The sequence below is a fragment of the cyanobacterium endosymbiont of Braarudosphaera bigelowii genome (assembly GCF_020885515.1).
Lineage (GTDB): Bacteria > Cyanobacteriota > Cyanobacteriia > Cyanobacteriales > Microcystaceae > Atelocyanobacterium > Atelocyanobacterium thalassa_A.
Map to the genome: position 1 here is coordinate 791,573 of NZ_AP024987.1, position 22,694 is coordinate 814,266.

Annotated in this window: 22 protein-coding genes and 1 pseudogene; 16 read left to right on the forward strand and 7 right to left on the reverse strand. The window is 30.2% G+C overall.

Annotated features, from left to right (window positions below; translation table 11 throughout):
* Positions 1-36 precede the first annotated feature (36 nt).
* Positions 37-1,164 (reverse strand): THUMP domain-containing class I SAM-dependent RNA methyltransferase, encoded by a 1,128-nt coding sequence (locus LPC16_RS03345; protein WP_229636799.1) that lies wholly within the window; start codon positions 1,162-1,164, stop codon positions 37-39.
* Between the two features lie 1,229 nt (positions 1,165-2,393).
* Here LPC16_RS03345 and LPC16_RS03350 point away from each other — a divergent pair.
* From LPC16_RS03350 to LPC16_RS03360, 3 genes are all read left to right on the forward strand, one after another.
* A complete protein-coding gene (locus LPC16_RS03350) occupies positions 2,394-2,603 on the forward strand; it encodes a hypothetical protein (protein WP_229636800.1) in 210 nt (69 codons plus the stop codon).
* 446 nt (positions 2,604-3,049) lie between these two features.
* Positions 3,050-4,192 (forward strand): glycosyltransferase, encoded by a 1,143-nt coding sequence (locus LPC16_RS03355; protein ID WP_040054158.1) that lies wholly within the window; start codon positions 3,050-3,052, stop codon positions 4,190-4,192.
* A 72-nt stretch (positions 4,193-4,264) separates the two neighbouring features.
* Positions 4,265-4,999 (forward strand): undecaprenyl-phosphate galactose phosphotransferase family protein, encoded by a 735-nt coding sequence (locus LPC16_RS03360; protein ID WP_229636802.1) that lies wholly within the window; start codon positions 4,265-4,267, stop codon positions 4,997-4,999.
* A gap of 232 nt (positions 5,000-5,231) precedes the next feature.
* Here the strand turns inward: LPC16_RS03360 and LPC16_RS03365 are convergent.
* Positions 5,232-5,603: pseudogene (locus LPC16_RS03365) on the reverse strand (hypothetical protein).
* Between the two features lie 644 nt (positions 5,604-6,247).
* Here LPC16_RS03365 and queA point away from each other — a divergent pair.
* The 3 genes from queA (at position 6,248) to cmk (ending at position 10,992) form a co-directional block, all read left to right on the forward strand.
* Positions 6,248-7,333: a tRNA preQ1(34) S-adenosylmethionine ribosyltransferase-isomerase QueA gene (queA, locus tag LPC16_RS03370; protein ID WP_040054161.1), complete on the forward strand. Its 1,086-nt coding sequence runs from the start codon at positions 6,248-6,250 to the stop codon at positions 7,331-7,333.
* A gap of 29 nt (positions 7,334-7,362) precedes the next feature.
* The gene (gene uvrA / locus LPC16_RS03375) at positions 7,363-10,221 is read left to right on the forward strand and encodes an excinuclease ABC subunit UvrA (RefSeq protein WP_229636805.1); all 2,859 of its coding nucleotides are present in this window, start codon (positions 7,363-7,365) and stop codon (positions 10,219-10,221) included.
* A 75-nt stretch (positions 10,222-10,296) separates the two neighbouring features.
* Positions 10,297-10,992: a (d)CMP kinase gene (gene cmk / locus LPC16_RS03380; RefSeq protein ID WP_229636809.1), complete on the forward strand. Its 696-nt coding sequence runs from the start codon at positions 10,297-10,299 to the stop codon at positions 10,990-10,992.
* A gap of 138 nt (positions 10,993-11,130) precedes the next feature.
* Here cmk and fba read toward each other — a convergent pair whose 3' ends face one another.
* A complete protein-coding gene (gene fba / locus LPC16_RS03385; RefSeq protein ID WP_040054163.1) occupies positions 11,131-12,198 on the reverse strand; it encodes a class II fructose-bisphosphate aldolase in 1,068 nt (355 codons plus the stop codon).
* Positions 12,199-12,510: 312 nt separating this feature from the next.
* On the reverse strand, positions 12,511-13,614 hold the full coding sequence (gene cobT / locus LPC16_RS03390) for a nicotinate mononucleotide-dependent phosphoribosyltransferase CobT (RefSeq protein WP_229636811.1): 1,104 nt from the start codon (positions 13,612-13,614) through the stop codon (positions 12,511-12,513).
* A 310-nt stretch (positions 13,615-13,924) separates the two neighbouring features.
* Between cobT and LPC16_RS03395 the strand changes: the two genes are divergently transcribed.
* The 10 genes from LPC16_RS03395 to LPC16_RS03440 all read left to right on the forward strand — a co-directional run bounded on the left by LPC16_RS03395 (position 13,925) and on the right by LPC16_RS03440 (position 19,442).
* Positions 13,925-14,092 (forward strand): hypothetical protein, encoded by a 168-nt coding sequence (locus tag LPC16_RS03395; RefSeq protein WP_229636812.1) that lies wholly within the window; start codon positions 13,925-13,927, stop codon positions 14,090-14,092.
* A gap of 50 nt (positions 14,093-14,142) precedes the next feature.
* Positions 14,143-14,298 (forward strand): hypothetical protein, encoded by a 156-nt coding sequence (locus tag LPC16_RS03400; RefSeq protein ID WP_229636814.1) that lies wholly within the window; start codon positions 14,143-14,145, stop codon positions 14,296-14,298.
* A gap of 303 nt (positions 14,299-14,601) precedes the next feature.
* A complete protein-coding gene (locus LPC16_RS03405) occupies positions 14,602-14,763 on the forward strand; it encodes a hypothetical protein (protein ID WP_229636815.1) in 162 nt (53 codons plus the stop codon).
* Positions 14,764-14,781: 18 nt separating this feature from the next.
* Positions 14,782-14,967, forward strand: a complete 186-nt coding sequence (locus tag LPC16_RS03410; RefSeq protein ID WP_229636817.1) for a hypothetical protein — start codon at positions 14,782-14,784, stop codon at positions 14,965-14,967.
* Between the two features lie 368 nt (positions 14,968-15,335).
* A complete protein-coding gene (locus LPC16_RS03415) occupies positions 15,336-15,776 on the forward strand; it encodes a single-stranded DNA-binding protein (RefSeq protein WP_040054165.1) in 441 nt (146 codons plus the stop codon).
* A 218-nt stretch (positions 15,777-15,994) separates the two neighbouring features.
* Positions 15,995-16,501: an inorganic diphosphatase gene (locus LPC16_RS03420; protein WP_229636819.1), complete on the forward strand. Its 507-nt coding sequence runs from the start codon at positions 15,995-15,997 to the stop codon at positions 16,499-16,501.
* 122 nt (positions 16,502-16,623) lie between these two features.
* The gene (locus LPC16_RS03425) at positions 16,624-16,983 is read left to right on the forward strand and encodes an NAD(P)H-quinone oxidoreductase subunit M (protein ID WP_040054167.1); all 360 of its coding nucleotides are present in this window, start codon (positions 16,624-16,626) and stop codon (positions 16,981-16,983) included.
* Between the two features lie 292 nt (positions 16,984-17,275).
* Positions 17,276-18,091: an ABC transporter permease gene (locus LPC16_RS03430; RefSeq protein WP_407084195.1), complete on the forward strand. Its 816-nt coding sequence runs from the start codon at positions 17,276-17,278 to the stop codon at positions 18,089-18,091.
* A complete protein-coding gene (thiL, locus tag LPC16_RS03435; RefSeq protein ID WP_229636822.1) occupies positions 18,088-19,071 on the forward strand; it encodes a thiamine-phosphate kinase in 984 nt (327 codons plus the stop codon). The genes LPC16_RS03430 and thiL overlap by 4 nt, the downstream gene beginning before the upstream one ends.
* Before the next feature lie 68 nt (positions 19,072-19,139).
* Entirely contained in the window at positions 19,140-19,442 is a 303-nt protein-coding gene (locus tag LPC16_RS03440; protein ID WP_229636825.1) for a glutathione S-transferase, read from the forward strand.
* Between the two features lie 91 nt (positions 19,443-19,533).
* Here LPC16_RS03440 and queG read toward each other — a convergent pair whose 3' ends face one another.
* The 3 genes from queG to infC all read right to left on the reverse strand — a co-directional run bounded on the left by queG (position 19,534) and on the right by infC (position 22,381).
* Positions 19,534-20,451, reverse strand: coding sequence for a tRNA epoxyqueuosine(34) reductase QueG (gene queG / locus LPC16_RS03445; RefSeq protein WP_229636827.1), 918 nt, complete (start codon positions 20,449-20,451; stop codon positions 19,534-19,536).
* 57 nt (positions 20,452-20,508) lie between these two features.
* A complete protein-coding gene (locus LPC16_RS03450) occupies positions 20,509-21,654 on the reverse strand; it encodes a glycosyltransferase (RefSeq protein ID WP_229636828.1) in 1,146 nt (381 codons plus the stop codon).
* A 187-nt stretch (positions 21,655-21,841) separates the two neighbouring features.
* Entirely contained in the window at positions 21,842-22,381 is a 540-nt protein-coding gene (gene infC, locus LPC16_RS03455) for a translation initiation factor IF-3 (protein ID WP_040054173.1), read from the reverse strand.
* Between the last annotated feature and the right edge of the window lie 313 nt (positions 22,382-22,694).

The following is a 22,694-nucleotide window of genomic DNA, read 5'->3' on the forward strand; positions in this document are numbered from 1 at the left end:
CTAATACGGCAATGTAGTGTTTAATTCTAAACAATTTTAATATAAATCATACTTTAATAAGGTACAGTTTAAAGAGCCATTATAAATGGAAGCACGGCTAGATGCTCTTAAACCAATCTGTTGAGTTAATTTTTTATCTTCACTTAAAATATAGGCTACCCATCCCTTAAAACGATGTTTGAGTATATCACCTAGTAACTTATATAGTTTCCCCAATTCTTGAGAATTTCCTATACGCTTACCATAAGGAGGGTTGCAAATAACAATTCCTTTATCGAAAGGCGCTTCAATATCCTTTAAAGCCATTTTAACAAAATGAATATATTCTTCAATATTACATTTTTTTGCGTTAGCTTTTGCTTGTTTTATTACCGATAAATCACAATCATTGCCAAAAATAGGTGCTTTAAGTTTCTTTCTTTGCTTTTTGATTGCTTCGTTAATTATATTCTTATAAAGTTTTTCATCAAAATCTTGCCAAAATTGGAATCCAAAAGATTTTCTATTTAAACCTACGGCTATATTTAAACTTTTCAAGGTTGCTTCAATGGGTATAGTTCCTGATCCACACATAGGATCTAATAAACAAATATCAGGTGTCCATTCTGCTATATCCAGTAGTGCCGCAGCTAAACTCTCTTTAATAGGTGCGAATCCCATAGCTGCGCGGTATCCTCTTCTATGCAAACTATTTCCAGAGCTATCCAAACTTAGAATGCATGAATTTTCACTAATATGTGCATTTATTAGAATGTTAGGATTTTTAGGATCAATGGTAGATCTTTCTTTAAAACGATCCCTCTGTTGATCAATAATAGAATTTTTAATTTGTAGAGCAGTAAAGTGAGTATGATTTAGCTTTAAGTTTTTTCCTGTGCAATTTACTGCAAATGTTTGCTCTGTTGTTAAGAATTGAGACCAATCTATTTTATTAACATTATTATATAATTCCAACTCATCATTACATTGAATTGTAAAAATAGGCATTAAAAAACGAAGGATAGTTCTTGACCATATATTTGCCCTATATAGCAAAGATTTATCACCTTGAAAATATACTCCAGCAAATGTAATTTCAATATTCTTAGCGCTTAACTTTTTTAACTCTTGAGCAGCTACTTTTTCTAATCCTCTGGCAACAGTTGCAAAATATTGATTAGGCATTAATTTAATAACTTTGTAAAATAGTTCTTATCAGCTGTCATGGTTCTTCTAATATTTTTATTATTAGAAATTGGCCTATGGTCAATTTCATAATAATATTATGTTACTGGTACTATTATTGATGTTAGCTCAATATCCAACTGTAAAACTAATCATACTAAGAGTGTATAAACTGATTAATTCTGATAAATTATACTAATAACTATAATGGTCTATCACTAACAAACTTATTAATAAAAGCAATTTTTAGTAAAAACACTACTATTAAGAATAATCTCATAGATAAAATATTTAAGATTTGTCACAACTATGATTGCAGCAACTTGATTATAACAAATTCTTAAAATGAATATTTATTAATAGATCACAAATTAAATAATACTTATAAAAATATTTTTTTATTATCTTTTATTGTTTAACAACGTATTCAATTCACTACCAAACTATGACTAAAAGCTATTGGATAAACAACAACAGACAACAATTATTAAATTCTATAAATTCTTTATTCCCAAATTAGTCAAGTTTAGGATGTGGAGATAAACACTATCCTTATCATACGAACATTTAAAGCACATTCCTCCAATTTTCCTGTTAGTGGCAGTAAAAAACAAAGAGACTGTTGTTTATCAATTAGTGACGGAATTATGAAGTTTAGATTATGTTGCTGAAAAATACGATCTCTAGATCATAAATGACTATAGTACTAATAAAACGGTTGATATATTAGACGATTTGGCTCAAGAATACCCTCAAATTAATATTTTTCATGACCTACTAAAGCAGGAGGTGGAAAGTCTAAAACCTTAAATGGTATTTTTCATAGGAAGAGATAGGTGTTGTATAGGTACGTAAAAGATTTTCTAACGAAACCTTAAATTTTGAAGTCTAGAATAATTGTCAGAAATAGCATTGGATAGTTTTTTCAAGAACAACTTATCTTATTAATTAATAGTATTGGAAGGCTAAGAACGTAATAGCTAATTTGTTCGTCACAGTGCTTTTTCTAAATGCGGAGAATGAAATAAACAGACTATTACCGATGATTTAGACTTGACTACTCGTCTACATTTAGATGGTTGGAAAATTAAATTCTTGGATTATCCTGCTCTTAAAAAAGAAGGCGTTATTAATGCAATATCTTTTACCGAGTGCTGCTATTCCTGATCTTATAATGATGGTTATCCATTATCGTTTATCTCTATCAAGTCCTTTGTTTGACAGGATTAATGTTGTCTCTATCCCGCTGGGGGATATTTATAGGTTTACGTCGATCTCAAGATAAAACAATTTGGACAACTGTTGATATGTTACGTTTAATCATAGAAACTTTATGGAGAGTATTGTACATGATGCATCGGTTCATTATTATACCTCGTGTTACAGGAAGAATGTCAGTTAAAACTACACATTTAAAGTGGATTAAAACTATATATTAGGAAAGCTTAGTAAACAGTTAAAGTAATTCTTATAGTCATAACCTAAATTATTTAAAATGTAAATTGCCAATAATTTATTAGATACTAGAATTAAAAACATATAACTTATATCAAGAAAGTATCATATGGAAGAAATAGTAAAAACAATATTTATATACTTATGAAGTAAGATACTAAATGTAGTATGAAAGCAAGACTTCTATCACTAGCAATTATTTATAAAAATCTCTTAAATGTAAAGCTTAGAATACTCAATTCCTAATTGATAGGGTATAAGAAAAATAAATTATTATTCATCACTATTTTTCTTGGATTGTATAAAATGTTAAGTGTTATTAAAACAATGGAGAAAATTCTTACTTTAAAAACAGTTTCTACTGTAAAAATAACCTGAAAGTTTAAGTTTAGTATTCTTTTAACTTTATTTTATTTATATATAACTATATATGAAATACGCCTTAGTTCATGAATGGTTAACTCCAAAAGCTACAGGAGGTTCTGAATTAGTAGTCAAGGAAATTCTTAAGCATGTAAAAGCTGATGTTTATTCTCTTATTGACTTTGAATCCACTAATCCTAAAAGTTATCTTTATAACCGCCCCATTGGAACCACTTTCTTACAATATTTTCCTTTAGCCCATAACGGCGTTCAAAAGTATTTACCTTTTTTACCTTTAGCTATAGAACAATTAGATTTAAGAAAATACGATGTAATATTATCTTCTTCTCATTCTGTGGCTAAAGGAATACTTGCAAGTCCACATCAACTTCATATCTGCTACTGTCATACACCAATGCGCTATGCTTGGGATTTGACCTTTGACTATCTTAGAAATTCTCTAATAGGTAAAGGCATTCCTGGAATATTTACTCGTTATCTATTACATCATTTAAGACAGTGGGATGTTATTTCTGCTAATCGTGTTGATTTTTTTATAGCTAATTCTAATCACACAGCTAATCGTATATGGCGTTGTTATCGCCGTACAGCCACAGTTATATATCCTCCAGTAAATATAGACAGATTTACCTTTACTGCTAATAAAGATAATTTTTATGTTACTGTTTCCAGGCTAGTTAGTTACAAAAAAATTAACCTAATTGTACAGGCTTTTAATAAGCTAGGATATCCTTTAATTATTATTGGTGATGGACCAGAGATTTCTAAAATTCGTCTGATCGCTCAACCGAATATACAAATTTTAGGAGCACAAAAAGATTCAGTAGTAGAAAAGTATGTTGCAAAAGCAAAAGCTTTTATATATGCTGCTTGTGAAGATTTTGGGATAGCTTTGGTTGAAGCTCAAGCTTGCGGCACCCCAGTAATTGCTTATGGAAATGGCGGTGCGTTAGAAACTGTGATTGACATTCAACAAGACTTACAACATGGAACTGGAATTTTATTTAAAGATCAAACTGTTCAGTCTCTTGTTGATGCAGTTGAAACTTTCCAAGATTTTCAACATAAAGTAGATCCTGAAAGTTGTCGTCGTCAAGCGGAGAAATTTTCTCCTAAAATTTTTGAAACATCTTATTTAGCTTTTTTAGAAAAATGTTATAAAGATTTTACTAGAAATTCCTCATCATGAACTTAAATTAATGTATGTAATTTATCTAGTAAAATTCTGACAAATTAATATGGTGTAATTTAGAGGGGTGAGATGACTATTAATAACCAATTTACTTCTATCAAAACATTACAAATTTCAACAAAAAAAAAATTAATTCCCTCAAATTTTCAAAAAATCTATTGTAGATTTCGATTACAGAATATATTAAGTAACCAATTTATTAAGAGATCTTTTGATATACTGTTTTCTTCATCTGTATTGATTATTTTTTTACCTCTTTACTTATTACTAGGTTTTTTAATAGCAGTTAGTTCTCCTGGTCCTATTTTTTATTTTCAGGAAAGAGCTGGAAAAAATTTTAAAAAGTTTAAATGTATTAAGTTCAGGACTATGGTTCAGAATGCAGATGAAGTATTAGAGTTAATAATGGCTAGTTCTCCACAAATTAGAGCTGAATTTGAAAATAATTTTAAGTTAAGGGAAGATCCTCGAGTTACTTGGATTGGAAAATTTCTCCGGTTAACTAGCTTAGATGAATTTCCTCAATTTTGGAATGTTCTAAAAGGAGATATGAGCGTTGTTGGGCCTAGACCCCTAGTTACCGAAGAACTTTGTAAGTATGGAGATAAAATAGGAAAGGTTTTAACTATTCGCCCAGGAATTACTGGTTTGTGGCAAGTTTCGGGACGCAATGATATTCCTTATCCACAAAGAGTCCAAATTGATGTTTATTATGTAAATTATCATACTTGGATTATGGATCTATGGATAATTTTTAAAACTATTGGAGTAATTGTTTTCCCAAAAAACAATGGTGCTTACTAAACTAAGTATAAATAAATTATATACACTGAATATATGATCTCTTTATTAAAAATAATTAAAGTTTACCTAGTCTAATCCATACAAATAATAGAGTATTTTTTTATTTTGTAGTTAGTTTTCTTACCAAAATTTGTACTATAAAAGTTACCATAATTGAAAACTAAATTGTGGTAGCTTTTATTTACTACAGATAAAAAAGTTTCTATTAGCATTAATATGTTTCTGAATTTCACTATGCGATATTACAGGTTAAAGGGCATGATGCATAAACAGAAGTATTTATAGGAGTTGCTTTGCCATATAACCATCTTAGCCAGTGTACTTCTTGAGGATGTATACCCTTGATTGTCAATATAGCTGCACTTACAAAAATTACTAATAGATTAGCAGAGATTAAAGATCCGACAACTAATAATACAGAACTTATTGGTAAAACTGTTTGTAGAATAATTGATGTTAAAACACCAAAAGTTGCTAGAAACATAACCATGGGAAATCCTACGATTAGTAAGCACACTATTAAAGAAAAACTTCATATTAAAAAGCTTCTAATGATTAGAAAAGAATTAAAATTTTTCAAGTCTATTTTCTGTACAAAATTCATATATTATTACTCCTCAAAAAAGATAATTTTAAACAATACTTATTTAAATAAGTATAAGTATCTTGATGAATTGATCGTAACTTCTGGCATAAAAGTTAACATATAAAAATAGCTTTTATTGTTTACATATGGTAAGAAACACAGAGTAGCAATGTATTCTTCAAATATATAAATAATAAAAAGTATATTTTCTTATTTTCATACTACTTAATAAATCCTTTTAATATCATTTAAAATATATCTTTTAAGGTTATTAAATATAATGATTAAAATGTTTCAAATTTTAATTTGGTTTTTAATCTGATAATATTAACTATCAGTAATATTCTGTTTAAAAGTAATATAAAATATGTAAAATAATGGTGACTTAAGAATCACATATGAAATGCTTAGTTCAAAACTATAATATAATTTACAATTACTAGGAAAAAATATCCAATCTTTTTCTAATATCTCTTTTACTAGGTTACTTCACTACTTGAAGTCTAATAAAATGACTTTACTGCTTTAACTCAGAAAAGGTTATTATTTTAATAATAAAAAATAGAAGTTCAAGAAAGATTAAAACTATACTATATAGTTTTTAGCCTTCCTAAGATTCATATTGAATATACAACATGGCCTTTTTTAGATAAAACCGTCCTATGAATGATGATTATTCACTATCAAATTATAACTATCATTTACCTTCAGAGCTAATCGCACAGAATCCTCTAGTTCCGAGAGATTCTTCACGTTTATTGGTGGTCAATTCTTCAAATACTCATGTACATAGCTTTTTTAACGAATTGCCGAAATGGTTACTACCTGGAGATTTACTAGTTTTCAATGATACACGTGTTGTTCCAGCAAGACTCTATGGGCAAAAGACTACCGGGGCTAAGGTTGAGGTTTTGTTACTAGAAGAGAAAGAACCTTTCACTTGGATTGTATTAGTTAAACCAGGTAAAAGATTTAAAATTGGTAGTAAAATTTTATTTACAGCAGTATTAGATGAATTCAAACAAGATTATCTACTTGAAGCAACAGTAATAGATCACGATGAAAAAACAGGAGGAAGAGTATTAAAGTTTAATGTGAGTTCTAAAAGCGAATTTTGGGAAGCCTTAGAAAGAATTGGGCATCTTCCTCTACCACCTTATCTCACTAACTCTAGTGCAAATCCATCTCAGTATCAAACAATTTATGCACAAAAGCCCGGCGCAGTTGCTGCCCCAACAGCAGGTTTACACTTCACTCAAGAATTGTTGCAAAATTTGCAAAAAAAAGGAATCAATCAAGCTTATGTCACTTTACATGTAGGTCTGGGAACATTTCGTCCAGTTAATACAGATAATATAAAAGAACATACAATGCATCAGGAATGGATAGAGGTATCAAATCAAACAATCCAAAAAATTAATAAAACTAAAAGTAGTGGAGGAAGAGTTATAGCTGTGGGGACAACTGTAGTAAGAGCTTTAGAAGGAATGGCAGATGTAACCTCAATAGATAATAAGTATGATATAAAGTCTTTTTCAGGTAAAACTAATATTTTTATATATCCAGGATACAAGTGGCACTTAGTTGATGGAATGATTACGAATTTTCATCTTCCTAAATCTAGTTTGTTAATGCTTGTTAGTGCTCTGATAGGTAGAGATAGGTTGCTAGAGTTATATAAAATAGCTATTGAGGAGAAGTACCGCTTTTATTCCTTTGGAGATGGAATGTTGGTTTTATTATCCTGAATAAACTGTGAGATTTAAAAATAGAGATTATGGCTAATTTACATAACATCCTTATTCGTGGCGCTAGGCAAAATAACTTAAAAAATATTAGTCTTGAACTTCCTCGTAATAAATTAATTGTTTTTACAGGAGTATCAGGTTCAGGAAAATCTTCTCTAGCCTTTGACACTATTTTTGCTGAAGGGCAAAGACGCTATGTAGAATCTTTAAGTGCTTACGCTAGGCAATTTTTAGGACAATTAGATAAACCTGATATTGATACAATCGAAGGTTTAAGTCCTGCCATTTCTATTGATCAAAAATCGACTTCTCACAATCCTCGTTCAACAGTAGGCACAATAACAGAGATTTATGATTATTTGAGACTATTGTTTAGTAGGGCTGGTATACCATATTGCCCTATATGTGGTCATACTATTTCTCCTCAAACTGTTGATCAAATGTGCGATCGCGTAATGGAATTGCCAGAAAATACAAAGTTTCAAATTCTAGCTCCTGTAATACGAAGGAAAAAGGGAACTCACAAGCATTTATTATCTAATTTAATTTCCCAAGGATTTGTAAGAGTGAGAGTTGATGGAAAAATTAAAGAAATTACAGATGATATTCAATTGAATAAAAACCAGTATCACAATATTGAAATTGTTATTGATCGTCTTATTAAAAAAAAAGGTATTGAAGAAAGGCTAACGGATTCTTTAAAAACTTGTTTGATGAACTCTGAAGGATTATCAATAATTAGTATTGATGTAAAAAAATCTATACAAAATGAAAAAAAAGAGTTTGAATCACCTACAGAATTAATGTTTTCTGAAAATTTTTCTTGTCCTGAGCATGGAGCAGTAATGGAAGAGCTTTCCCCTCGATTATTCTCTTTTAACTCTCCCTACGGTGCTTGTCCTGATTGCCACGGCTTGGGAAGTCTCCGCAAATTTTCTCCAGATCTGATTATTCCCAATCATTTCTCTCCAATCTATGCAGCTATTGTTCCTTGGTCAGAAAAAAATAATTCTTATTATTTGTCCTTATTACATAATATTGGTAAAAACTGTGGTTTTGATATTCAAACTCCTTGGAATGAATTGACTAGGGAACAACAAGAGTTTGTGCTATATGGTAGTGATAAACCTATATGGTTTGAAGAAGATTCCCAATTTAGCAATAATCGTAAAGGATATTATTATAATTTTAAAGGAATTTTAGCAATTTTGGAACGTAATTATAATGAAACTAGCTCTGAAAACATAAAGCAAAAAATGGAGCAGTATATTGTTGAACAAACTTGTAGATCTTGCTCAGGAAAGCGTTTAAAACCAGAAGTGTTATCCGTTAAATTGGGACAATATAATATTAATGAATTGACAAGTGTTTCTATTGATAAATGTTTAAAAAGAATAGAACAATTAGAATTAACTCCAAAACAAAGGTTAATTGGTGAAATAGCATTAAAAGAAATTAAAAATCGATTAAAGTTCCTGTTAGATGTTGGTTTAAACTATCTAACATTAGATAGGGGAACAGCAACTTTATCAGGAGGTGAAGCGCAAAGAATTCGCTTGGCAACACAGATTGGTTCAGGATTAACAGGAGTTTTATATGTATTAGATGAACCAAGTATAGGATTGCATCAACGAGATAACAAACGTCTTTTAAAGACTTTAAGAAATCTTAGAGATTTAGGTAACACCCTAATAGTTGTTGAACATGATGAGGAAACAATTCGTGCAGCTGATTATATAGTTGATATAGGTCCTTTAGCAGGAGCATATGGGGGACAAATAGTTTCTCAAGGAAACTTAGAGACATTGTTGCAATCAGAACATTCTCTTACAGCAGACTACCTATCCGGTAGAAAAGCAATTAGAAAAGAAGCAAGAAAACGTTTAGGAAATGGCGCTGCCTTGCAATTAAAAGGTTGTCGTGCTAATAATTTAAAAAATTTTAATGTATCAATTCCATTAGGAAAGTTAGTTGCTATTACAGGGGTTTCTGGATCAGGAAAATCTACTTTGATCAAAGGGCTTTTATATCCTGCATTACAGAATCATTTAACGAAAAAGAGTCCTTTCCCAAAATATCTTTCTGAAATCAAAGGACTTGAACTAATTGATAAAGTGATTGTTATAGATCAATCTCCTATTGGTCGAACTCCCCGTTCAAACCCTGTCACGTATACCGGCATCTTTGATAGTATACGAGAACTTTTTTCACAAACCATAGAAGCGAAAGCAAGAGGCTATAAACCTGGACAATTCTCTTTTAATGTAAAAGGTGGAAGGTGTGAAAATTGTGGGGGACAAGGAGTAAATATAATAGAAATGAATTTTTTACCAGATGTATATGTTCAATGTGAAGTTTGCAAAGGAACAAGATATAATCGAGAAACTCTACAAGTTAAATACAAAGGATATACAATTTCTGATGTTTTAAATATGACTATTGAAGAAGGATTACAGGTTTTTAGAAATATTCCTAGAGCTCGAAATAAATTGCAAACTCTAGCTGATGTGGGATTAGGATATTTAAAATTAGGACAATCAGCACCAACATTGTCAGGAGGTGAAGCACAGCGAGTTAAACTAGCTTCAGAACTATCTCGTAGAGCAACAGGAAAAACTTTATATCTTATTGATGAACCTACTACTGGTTTATCTTTTTATGATGTTCATCATTTGTTAAATATTTTACAAAGATTAGTTGAAAAGGGAAATTCAATTATAGTTATTGAGCACAATTTAGATGTAATTAAATGTTCAGATTGGATAATTGACTTAGGTCCAGAGGGTGGTGATGAAGGAGGATTTATTGTTGCGACTGGAACTCCAGAAAAAGTTGTCCAAAATTTAAAATCTTATACAGGAAAATATTTGAAAAATATTTTAGAATAAAATGTGGTTGTATAAAAAAGTGTAAATTAAAAAATTTATAGATTTAACCACAAAAAATTATTTATATATTACGGTATGTCTACTCAAAAAAATTCTAGGCTCATTATAGCTATTGATGGGCCAGCAGGAGCTGGTAAATCCACCGTAACTCGGAAAGTAGCCAAAAAAATTAATTTAAACTATTTAGATACAGGAGCAATGTATCGAGCAATTACTTGGTTGGTATTAAAATCAGAAATTGCATTAGAGAATGAAAAGGCAATAGCAGAATTAATTGAGACAGCAACTTTGTATTTAATGAATAATCCTGAGGAAGAAATATCTCAAGTTTTTATAAATGGAGAAGAAGTAACTAAGTATCTAAGAACATTAGAAGTAACTGAAGCAGTTTCTTTAATTTCGGCTCAAGTTGCAGTAAGAAATAAATTAGTAAAATGTCAACGGGAAATGGGTTACTCTAGAGGAGTTATCGCTGAAGGGCGCGATATTGGAACTAATGTGTTTCCAGATGCAGATATTAAAATATTTCTTACTGCATCTGTAAAGGAAAGAGCAAAACGTAGACTAAAAGATTATAAGTCTCAGAAATTAGAAAATATTAGTATACATAAACTGGAAAAAGATATTGAAGCAAGAGATTATCAAGATAGTCATCGAAAAATCGCACCCCTTCGTAAAGCTATTGACGCTATTGAAATAAATACAGATAGACTTACACTTGAGGAAGTAACTTCTCAAATAATTTATATATGTGAAGGATATATTAAGTAGAAAGATATATTTTTAGTCATATTTAATGATTTATTTATTGCATACATATTACATTACAATAATTAGAAATCTAGGATATTAATACTAATTATCCCAGATTTCTAATGATGAAATATCATCGTAATGATTATTCTATAATCAACTTTTTCTACTTGTTGTCAATTCATTTCTAGAATATTTCGCAGCATAGTCTTCAAGAGTCATCTGTTTAATCTTGCTAGCATTACCTGCAGCCCAAAACTGTTGATAACGATCAGCACAAACTGTTTTCATATAGTTAATTGATGGTTTCATAAAATGACGTGGATCAAAGTTGCTAGGATCTTTTGCAAAGCATTCACGAATAGCTGCTGTAATCGCTAAACGATTATCAGTATCGATATTAACTTTGCGAACTCCACTTTTGATACCTTTTTGAATTTCTTCAACAGGTACACCATATGTTTCAGGTATTTTCCCACCATATTGATTAATTATATTTAACCATTCCTGAGGTACAGATGAGGAGCCATGCATAACTAAATGAGTATTAGGAAGACGTTTGTGTATTTCTTCAATACGATTAATCGCCAAGATTTCTCCAGTAGGCTTGCGGCTAAATTTATAAGCACCATGACTAGTACCAATAGCTACAGCCAAGGCATCTACTTGAGTATTTTCAACAAATTCTACCGCTTCATCAGGATCTGTAAGAAGCTGTTCTTTACTTAGAGTTCCTTCAAATCCATGACCATCTTCTTTTTCTCCTTGACCAGTTTCGAGAGAACCTAGACATCCAAGCTCGCCTTCTACACTAGAACCTACAGCATGAGCTACTTTAACTACTTCGGAAGTAACACAAACGTTATAGTCAAAGCTGGCAGGAGTTTTGCCATCTGCTTCTAGAGAGCCATCCATCATTACACTAGTAAATCCATTACGAATTGCACTATAACAAGTAGCAGGACTATTACCATGATCCTGATGCATAGCAATAGGAATATGAGGATAGCTTTCAGCTGCTGCAAGAATTAAATGACGAAGAAAGTTTTCTCCTGCATATTTTCGGGCACCACGAGAAGCTTGTAAAATTGCAGGACTGTTGGTTTCATTTGCTGCCTGCATAATTGCTAAGATCTGTTCCATATTATTTACATTGAATGCAGGAATACCATAATTGTTTTCTGCTGCATGATCTAAAAGTAGCCGCATAGGTACAAGCGCCATAGATGCCCCCCTAGTTTTTTCTAATTTTTGTGAGTGGTTCGTTAAGAAAATTAATTCCCTTATTCGTTAATCTTAAGATAGATTTCACTCTTTTGACGAATACTTTACTTTATTTCTCTTTCTATATGTTGTTTATTAATGTCAAATTTAATTTTTAGAGTAAATAAATAATTTCTTATAAAAATATTTTTGCTAATTTCTAAAAACTTTAATTTTTTCAAGCATTGAGATAATGCATGCTACACCAAATAGTTAAATAAACAGTAGTAAATAACAATATATCAAACTTTACTCACAAGATCTTTAGATACTTTATCTGATGTGATAACCGTTTACAAGACCTTCAATAATTGATAACAACTCTTTCTGTGTTAAATTATAGGAAATACTAGAGGTTATAGCGCATGCTCCAGCACCCATTCCTTCTTTAATATATCCTTCTTCATAAACTTGCAATTGTTCATAACAAGAGTTAGAAAAATTTAATTGAGTTGCTAATAAAGGAACTTCCCCTATCAATTTAGCCAATCCTAATGTATCTCCAGTCTTATCTTCCAGTACCCAACGTGTTGTTCCTACAATAATATTTTCTAAATTTGCTTCATAATTAAACGTTTTTATAATAGTTTTTATTAATTGATATACTGCGAGCATCTGTGTTCCTCCTGCTAGTATTAAGCCAGTGTTTAAACTAGCTGAAATTGCCATTCCAGCTACGGTAATTTGCATAGGGTCACCTACCGAGGCGATTAATTCAAAAGGATTAATTGGAGTATCCATAAAATTATAATTAGCCTTTTTGAATCCTTCTTTGACTATTAAGTCTTTATAGTTATGGTCGCAATAAGGATAACTACTGTTAACTTTCTGTGATGCATCAACACCTAGTCCCTTAAGAACAGCCAGGGCTGTTGTTGTTCCACCTACAACGCATTCACCTAAAACTAAGTATTTTTTATTTGAATTCTTAGTCAATTTTTTACCCCAAGCTAGTCCATGGTAGAATAATTTAGTAACTAAATTTAGAGGTAATGCTTTTCCGGTACTTAAACAATTAGCGGGTTTCCCCCTCAGATCAATACAAGGAAAAGAGGGATTTGATGGTAAACCAGTATTAAATAAATAGAAAGGAATCTGACAATGTTCAATGATTGCACGCGTTATAAATACGGGAGAAATTCCTTGAACTAAGGATGGTAGAGAATACTTATATGAAGAACTGATTCCTTTAACCAAAAACTCTGCATCTGCTAATGCTGTATATTTTCTAGCTTCTGAAGTAGTCCCTGCTAATGAAATGTCTGGAATTAAGGCAGTTTCAGTAAAGCCTAAAATGCAAATAAAAAGAGGAGAAAATTTATTATAAGTGCTAATCCATTTATCTACTAGAAGCTTCTCGCTATATATATAAAACATTCTTTTATTCAATTGGAGAACATGATAGTAAAACTACTAATTAGCTTTTGACATCTACTAGATATATTGGTATAAATAAATCGAATATTCTTCTTTATGAATACTAAACAAAATATTTAAACAATTATTTTAATATATAGTATTAATCGAGAATCGAGAAGTTAGTATCTAAATTTAAATAAGGTTATAAATTATTGAGTCTTACCAAAGCTGCTTATATAGTTTTTTAGAAAATATCTTCTGAGTTCAAACAATAAAAACATAGAAAAAGCCATTAAATTATAAATTTTAAATATTCTCCAAAATTGATGTGGCCTATCTATTCAATACTTCTGCTAATTATTTTTCAATTGCTCCTGCCCATATTTTTAAAGGCGAAAATATCATTAGTTTAGGTAGCCGACCTTTGATTATTGTAAGAGACACGACTCTTTCCATTATTGGTAATCACCTAAAAGCTATTTTAAAAGAATATTAAAAGCCGCAGTTATTGTTAAAATTTATTTATCTGAATGTTCTAGGAGTTATTTGAAACTTCTTACCTATTTAATTAAGGTAAATAAAGCAGATGTAATTATTGGAGTTGGAAGAGGAAAAATTCTTGATATGGCAAAAATATTGACTCATTACAATACACTACTAATAGTTACTATTCCTATATCTGATGCAACTTGTGCTATATGAACGGTTATATCTAAAATCTGCGTAAACCAAGGCATATTTTAGTATGATGTATCACTATCGCGTTGTCCTGACATTTTAATGTTGGACTATTTAATTATTAGAACAGCTTCCTAATATACTCTAGTAGTAAGGATAGACAATCCTATCGCAAAATGGTGTAAGGAGTTAATTAATTTGGATACTGTTAACAGTAGATAAACTTTAACAATCGCAGTGATTTAGCATGCAAGGACTATAAAAGATATATTGCAACAAAAGTCCTCTGTAGCTGTTAACAATATATATGAATAAGAATGATTTGAAGTGATTTATGCTTGTATATTATTCACTGGTATTGTTAGTGGCCTAAGTGGTCCTAATTGTAGAACAGTAGCTGCACACTTAGTACCTAATGGTTTAACTAGTATAAAAACAATACATAAAATATTACATGGAGAAACAGTAGCTTATGATATTTTAGTCTGATTAAGATTAGAGGAAATTATGCAAAAGAATCACTTACCATTTATTTCAAAAAAACTTTTAAAATTTTATAAACAAGTTGATTTGTCAAAAAGCTTAGAAGATTTAGGATTAGATAAAATAATAGTAAAAGAACTAAATTTTCTAACCAAGATTATTTGTCATTTTAACTCTGATATTCATCGATTACCTTTTGCCTTATCTTAAAAACAATTATTAATAATGAAATCAATTGCAAAATAGAATATGCTAATTAAAATAACGTTTTTTACTTTAACTAGCTTACATATATAAAGGATTATAGGCTTTATTCTCAATTTTTTGCATAATCATATGTAAATAGTTCATATAGTTATTATCTAAAAAAGCATTAGTTATTTCTTGATTTATTATTTATCTCGGTAATGAGTAATAATTCTCATTCTTTAAGAAGATATAAAAAATAAATCATAGTTAAAATTTGTTAAAACATCAAGGAACAAAATATAGCTTTCAATCAATCTTTAATCTAAGAAATCAAAATTTTCAAGACTAGTTAGATAATAGAACTTTTTACATACATTAGGAGATAAAAAATGAACAGTTTTGTGTTGATGGCGAAAGTTATTAGTAATCCTGAATTAAGATATACCTCAGATACCCAAAAAGAAATAACTCAAATGTTTGTAGAATTTGAAGGTGGACGCTTAGAAGATTCATCTCGTACTTTAAAAGTTTTAGGTTGGGGTAATTTAGCTGCTAATATGAAAACGAATTGTCATGAGGGTGATATGTTGATAATCGAGGGTAGGTTGTCTACTAATACTTTCGAACGTAAAGAAGGCTTTAAAGAGAAAAGAATTGAATTAATAGCATCTAATTTTTATCCTATTCATCAAAGTTCTGGTATTAAGACTTCAGCCCACCCTAATACAAATTTTGATCCGTATAAGAGTAAAGATGATAGCCACTATAATCTAAATCAATTAAATGATAATTCTACAATCTCTGATAACGACGATCCAATTCCTTTTTAAGAGAGATAAATTTAGAAAATATCTAGATTTTAAGTATAACTTTTAGAAATACTAAATAATGCTAGATTCTACATTTAATGTTAATCATTTATGGTGTTGCTGTAATTATTTCCTTGATTTTTCTAGGAAGTATATAAATTAATATACGTTGTGACATACATGGAAGAATAATTATTACTATTCTTTAATTGTTTTTATTGAGGTATTTGGAGAAAGTTATGGATTTGAAACTCATTCCTGCTCAGCCTAAATCTGGTTTAGTTAATATCTTAGTAGAAATTCCTGCAGGAAGTAAAAATAAATATGAATTTGACAAAAATATGCAGTCCTTTACTTTAGATAGGGCATTGCATACCTCTGTACATTATCCATATGATTATGGTTTTATCCCAAATACAGTAGCAGAAAACGGAGATCCTTTAGATGCAATGGTAATTATGGACCAACCAACATTTCCTGGATGTGTGATTGCCTCACGTCCTATTGGTATGCTTGAGATAGTTGATGGGAAAGAATATGATCAGAAGATTTTATGTATTCCTGATAGAGATATACGTTATACCTATGTAAAATCTCTTAATGATATCAATGTCCATCGCTTAAATGAAATCGCTGAGTTTTTTCGGACTTATCAAAATCTTGAAAAAAAAACCATAAAAATCTTAGGCTGGAAGAATGTAGCGGCTGTTTCTTCTCTTATTGAAAAATGTATTAAGGATAATTAAGATTAGAAGGTTGATTATTACATCAGATGTTATTTTTATTTCTTTTTAAAATAGCTTAATTGCTCTTTTAAAAAGAAAACATTACTATCTAAGATATCAGTTTTTATTTTTACCTAGTTCTTATGTTAGTTAAATATACTACTCGGCATGTCCGAATCTTTACAGCTGAAGTCAAAGAAAATGAGTTAGTGGAAAATGATAAGATACTTACTCTGGATATCGATCCTGATAATGAATTTATTTGGAATGAAGACATTTTAGAGAAAGTTTATCGTAAATTTGATGAGTTAATAGAATTCTCTAGTGGAGAAGATTTAACTGATTATAATCTTAATTACATTGGTTCATCTTTAGAAGATTTTATTCGTGATCTTTTACAGAAAGGTGATATTAGTTATAACTTAGGAGGACGCTCTCCTAATTATAGTATGGGATTACCTAGGGTTAGGAACCTAGAAACCGAAGGAAAATATAATCTATAGAATGATAAATTTTCATTCCCTGAAATTTTTTTAAGTGTTTTAGGGAATTTTCTTTAACTAAAATGATTATTATTTTGAAATGTATCAATAACATATACTCAAAATAATAGTTATTTTCTTAAAAAATTAAATCTAGATGAATAGTTTATTAATCTATATATAGATAGACAATACTAGGATAATAGTTTCTTATAATAACTCCTCAACTTATACTATCTATAACAAGATTTTTATAATTCTTTCGAGATTCATTATGTCATCTTCTTTTCGTATAAGTACAACTAAAAGATTAATGTACTCAGGTATAGCAATAACGCTTTTTTGGTTATTTGTTGCATTATTTGCACCATTGTTCCAAGCAATGGGTATTTTACAAGATCCAACAGATTTGTTAAATAATATTCCTAGAGAATCTCCTAGTATTAATCATTTATTCGGTACTGATATTAGAGGTTATGATGTATTATCAAGAACTTTAGTCGGTTCACAAGCTGCATTAAAAGTTGTATTTCTTTCAACTGTTTTTTCCTTAATGATAGGAGTACCATCTGGATTAATTAGTGGATATTTAGGAGGAAACCTGGATAAATTCCTTATGTTTCTTATGGATACTATTTATACTATTCCTGGGCTGTTATTATCTGTTACTTTATCTTTCATTTTAGGAAAAGGTATAATAAATATTGCAATTGCAGTAAGTATTTCTTATATTCCTCAATATTACCGTATCATACGTAACCATACGAATAGTATTAAAAATCAGCTATTTATTGAAGCAGCACAAGCTATGGGAGCTCCTCCAAAAACTATTCTATACCGCTATCTATTCTTAAATGTTATCCAAAATGTTCCAGTAATATTTACTTTAAATGCTGCGGATGCCATCTTAGTATTAGGAGGGTTAGGATTTTTAGGTTTAGGATTACCTGAAGAAGTATCAGAATGGGGACATGACTTAAAGGAAGCACTACCAAGTTTATCTACAGGAATATGGTGGACAACTCTATTTCCAGGCCTTGCTATGACATCGATGGTAGTAGGACTATCACTTATAGGCGAAGGAATTAGTGAAATATTTATCCCTTCTTCACAGAATAAAAATAAATGAGAGTTAAAGATATTGGAGAACAGAAACTTCTAGAGAAAATAAAATCATTCTGTCCTAAAAGTCTTATTGGTGATGATGGAGCGGTTCTATCTATAGATCCTTTACAAAAAATAGTAGTTACGACTGATATCCTTGTTGACAGAGTTCATTTTAGTGATACAACAACTCCCCCTAGCGCGGTTGGGTGGCGTTCTATATCTGCAAACCTATCAGATTTAGCTGCCATGGGAGCTACTCCAGTTGCTATTACTATAGGGTTAGCGATACCTAAAGAATTACCAGTTGAATGGATAGAGTCCTTATATAGTGGAATAAATATATTATTGAATAAATATAATATACCTATAATTGGAGGAGATGTTTGCTATTCTCCTACTAAGATAATTAGTATAACTGCTATAGGAAAGGTATATCCTAATCATGTTATTAAGCGCTCTATCGCTAAACCAAATCAAGTAATTCTTGTTACAGGCCATCATGGAATGTCAAAAGCGGGGCTAGAATTGCTATCAAATTCTCATTTGAAAAAATATTTAGAGAAAGAAATACAACTTAAATTTATTAATGCTCATCAATATCCTGAACCTCGTTTAGATGTTTTACCTTATCTTAAAGATATTATGAAAACTCACAAAGTAGCAGGAATGGATAGTAGTGATGGGTTGGCAGATGCAATTATTCAAATATGTGAAATGAGTGGTGTTGGTGCAGAAATAGAACAGTCTAAAATTCCTATGATAGATAAATTATCTAAATACATATCTAGAGAAGAAGCTTTAGAATGGGTTTTGTACGGGGGAGAAGATTTCGAATTAGTACTATGTTTACCTGAAGAAATAGCTTTCAAATTACTTCATAAATTAGGAAAAGACGCTCATATCATTGGTAGAATAATTAAGGAAAAATCTATTACTTTACTTAAAGAAAATTCAGAGTGCTTGTTTCTAAAAACTTCTGGAGGATTCCAACATTTTTCTTAGTTATAAAACTTCCATATCGAAAAACTTAAAAGGTAAGGACAACAGAGAACTATATTGCCATTAAGAATATGAAAAATATCCCATTCTATACAATCGTAACGATTAATTTAATACTAAAAAATATGGAGATACAGGTAGGATTAGCGTTACCTCCTCCACAAGACATTCCTGAAGAAATACTACGTCATGAAGTAATTACAGAGGGACGTTCTGAATTAACTGGAGAAGTTCTAAATTCTTTAGAATATGCCGAGATGCAAGAAAAGTTATCTAGAAGTTCTTATCATCCTGAAGTAAATACAAAACTAAAACATCTTGTATTTTTATTAAAAATTAGAAAGATGTTAAAAACTATTATACCTATTTTATAAAAGATTTATTAGGACAATTATTTAAAAGTAGGCAGTTCTTTACTATAAATTTTATATAAAAAAATTATTTAAGGTAATCATAAAAGATTAGTTATAGATTTGCATCAGCGTTTCTCCGCCAAGCCTTTGCTTTTATCCTTTTCAATGAAGAAGATGAAAATTTTTGCTGCCATTGTATCTCTGTAAGATTTGATATTTCTTCTAAATGAAGTGATATATTTCCAGGATAAGGATAAAAATCCTGAATGTTTGTCTCTTGAGAAAAGCGTTGATTCCAAGGACAGACATCTTGACAAAGATCACATCCGGCAACCCATCCATTTAGATTGTTTACTATATATTCAGGAAGATTTTCTGATTTATTTTCAATAGTATGGTAAGCAATACAACGTCTAGAATCTACTACAAATGGACTAACAATAGCTTTCGTAGGACATATATCTATACATCGTCTACATGCACCACAATGTTTAACATGAGGAGTATCACTAATTAAACTTAAGTTAGTTAGAACTACTCCTAAAAACACCCAACTACCAAATTCTTTAGTAATAATATTTCCGTTTTTGGCGATCCAGCCAATCCCTGAACGCTCTGCCCAAACTTTTTCTTGTATAGGTCCTGTATCAACGTAACAAACAGTCTTTATATTTTTCTTAGTTAACCATTTGCAGAAAAGCTTTAGCTTCTGCTTTAACACTTTATGATAATCTTTGCCCCAAGCATAACGAGAAACCTTACCATAATTTATATTATTTGAGTGCTTATGAGGAGTATAGTAATTTAAAGCAACAGTGATAACTGATCTGATATCTGGCATGCATTGAGTAATGTCAAAACGTTTAGGATTATTCATCCATGCCATATCTGCTTGATATCCTAAGGATAGCCAATTTTGTAAATTATAAATAGCATTATCTTCATAAATTATATGAGGATTGGCGATACCTATTTTGTCAAATCCTATATCAAAAGCTTTATTCTTAATTTTTCTAGTAGTCGATAGCATATCAAAAATCCATTTAAGGATAACGAATAAATATTGTTCTTAAAACTGGTTGTAATTTCAATTACATTTAATCATTTTTCCATGTCTAGTTAATTTATATTTATTATTACGCCATATAACAGTCCGTTGAGTAAAAGCTAGTACCCAAAAAATTAAACCAAATAAATCTCTTAGAGGTAATAAATATAGACTCTTAATACTCTCACTATCTTTCATTTCTTGAGCTACTATAAAAGCACTGGATACTCTAATTAGTATTGTTATGATTAATACAAATAAACTAATCATGCTTCTTTTCAACAGACAAAACATTATGGCGAATGGAATTGCTCTAATAAAAATAGTTGAGACAAAAGCTCCAGGTCTTGCTAAATAAGTGTTTTGATCCCAATACACTTGGTGATTCCACCAGGTTTTCCAACTTTTTAAGTCTACAACAACATCTATAATATAGGGTAGAAGTATCATACTTTTACCAGAAGTCCATACTCTTTTTCCAATTTCATAATCTTCGACAAGATAGTTTGCTAAACTTTTTAATCCTCCAAATGAATTCAAAGTTGATTTATGAATTGCAATAGACGGACCTAAACATGAGTTGGATGCTCCTGTTACATAAGCAAAAATGACGCTTGGCATGAAGTCTGAATTAATTGTTAACATTTCTAATTTTTCAAATAAGTTATTGGCTTTTGTAATTTTGAAAGGAGTACAAACGCAACCTACCTCTCCTTTAATAAAAGGTGCAATGATATTAGAAATGTAATCATTTTGTAAACAAGTATCACTATCGCTTATTATAAGAAATTCGTGTTTTGCTTCATCAATTGCTCCTAGAAGATTATTAACTTTCCCATTCGCTCCTTCCTCAACTGTACTAATAACAACAGAGATAAAGTCTTTACCTAATTCAGATTGAATTCTTTTTAAGATAGGATAAGCTGGATCATCTAATTCTTGAACAGAATAAATTACTTGGTAATTAGGGTATTGTTGTTTAACAACACTTCTTAAATTATTTTCTAAATTTTTTTCTAAACCTCTAACAGGTTTTAAAATTGATACTGGTGGAGTAAAACCTTCATTTATAAAGGAATGCTTTAAGAAATATTTAGTTGTAAAAACAGTAATGACTGAAAAAATAGATCCACATATAATGGGGATCAAACAGAATAATGATAGTGTGTTAAAAATATCTATCATAAATTTATATATCTTGGTTATACGATAGGATTAATATATATATACTAAAAACAGTTCTATATACAAAATAAAATTTACTAAATAATTTTTTGGGGAGTATACCAATTGATCTACTTATATCTTTAATTATATTGAAAATAGAATAGCTTCTTAATCAGAAATATATATTTCTGATTAAGAAGCTATTTTATTTTAATTCTTTCTTAGGACTCATTAACATCATCATATTTCGCCCTTCACGTTTTGGAGCTTGCTGAATTTCGGCTAATTCTTTTAGATCAGTTGCCATACGACTAAGTAATTCTTGTGCTAAATTAGCATGTTGGATTTCACGTCCCCGAAAAGTAATAGTTGCTTTAACTTTATCTCCTGATTTTAGAAATCGCTTGGCTTGATTAACACGAACTTGATAGTCATGCTCATCAATCTTGTAGCGCATTTTTACTTCTTTAACATCAGCAGTATGTTGCTTTTTCTTCGCTTCTCTAGCTTTTTTTTCCTGTTCAAATTTATACTTACCATAATCCATGATTCTACAAACAGGAGGTTTGGCAGTTTCACTGACTAGTACAAGGTCTAGTTCTTGTTCTTGAGCAGTATTTAAAGCTTCTTCTGGGGAGATAATACCGAGCTGTGAACCGTCACTGTCAATTACTCGTATTTCAGGGAAGCGAATTCTTTCGTTAATCTTTGGGAGATCGCGTTGTGTGCGTCTTTTATCTATCACAGGCGTTTTTTAATGTTTCTCTATATGATATAAATGAACTACAATCAATTTAAATCAAGACCTTTTGACAAGTCTTTTGCGATTGTAATAATTTCTTGCCAAGTTATGTTTACTTTAACCATGTATCTAGTGTCAATTTTAAATTACTTATTTCTATAGTAATTTTACTTTAAAGTTAAGTATTGAATAACAACTTTTACAAAATCATAAAGTATAAATACTTATTCTAAGACAACTATATACTAGTCAATAATCTTGGGAAAAATAAAGTCATAATATTTCAAATAGTGACTTGAATTTAATGAACAAAAGT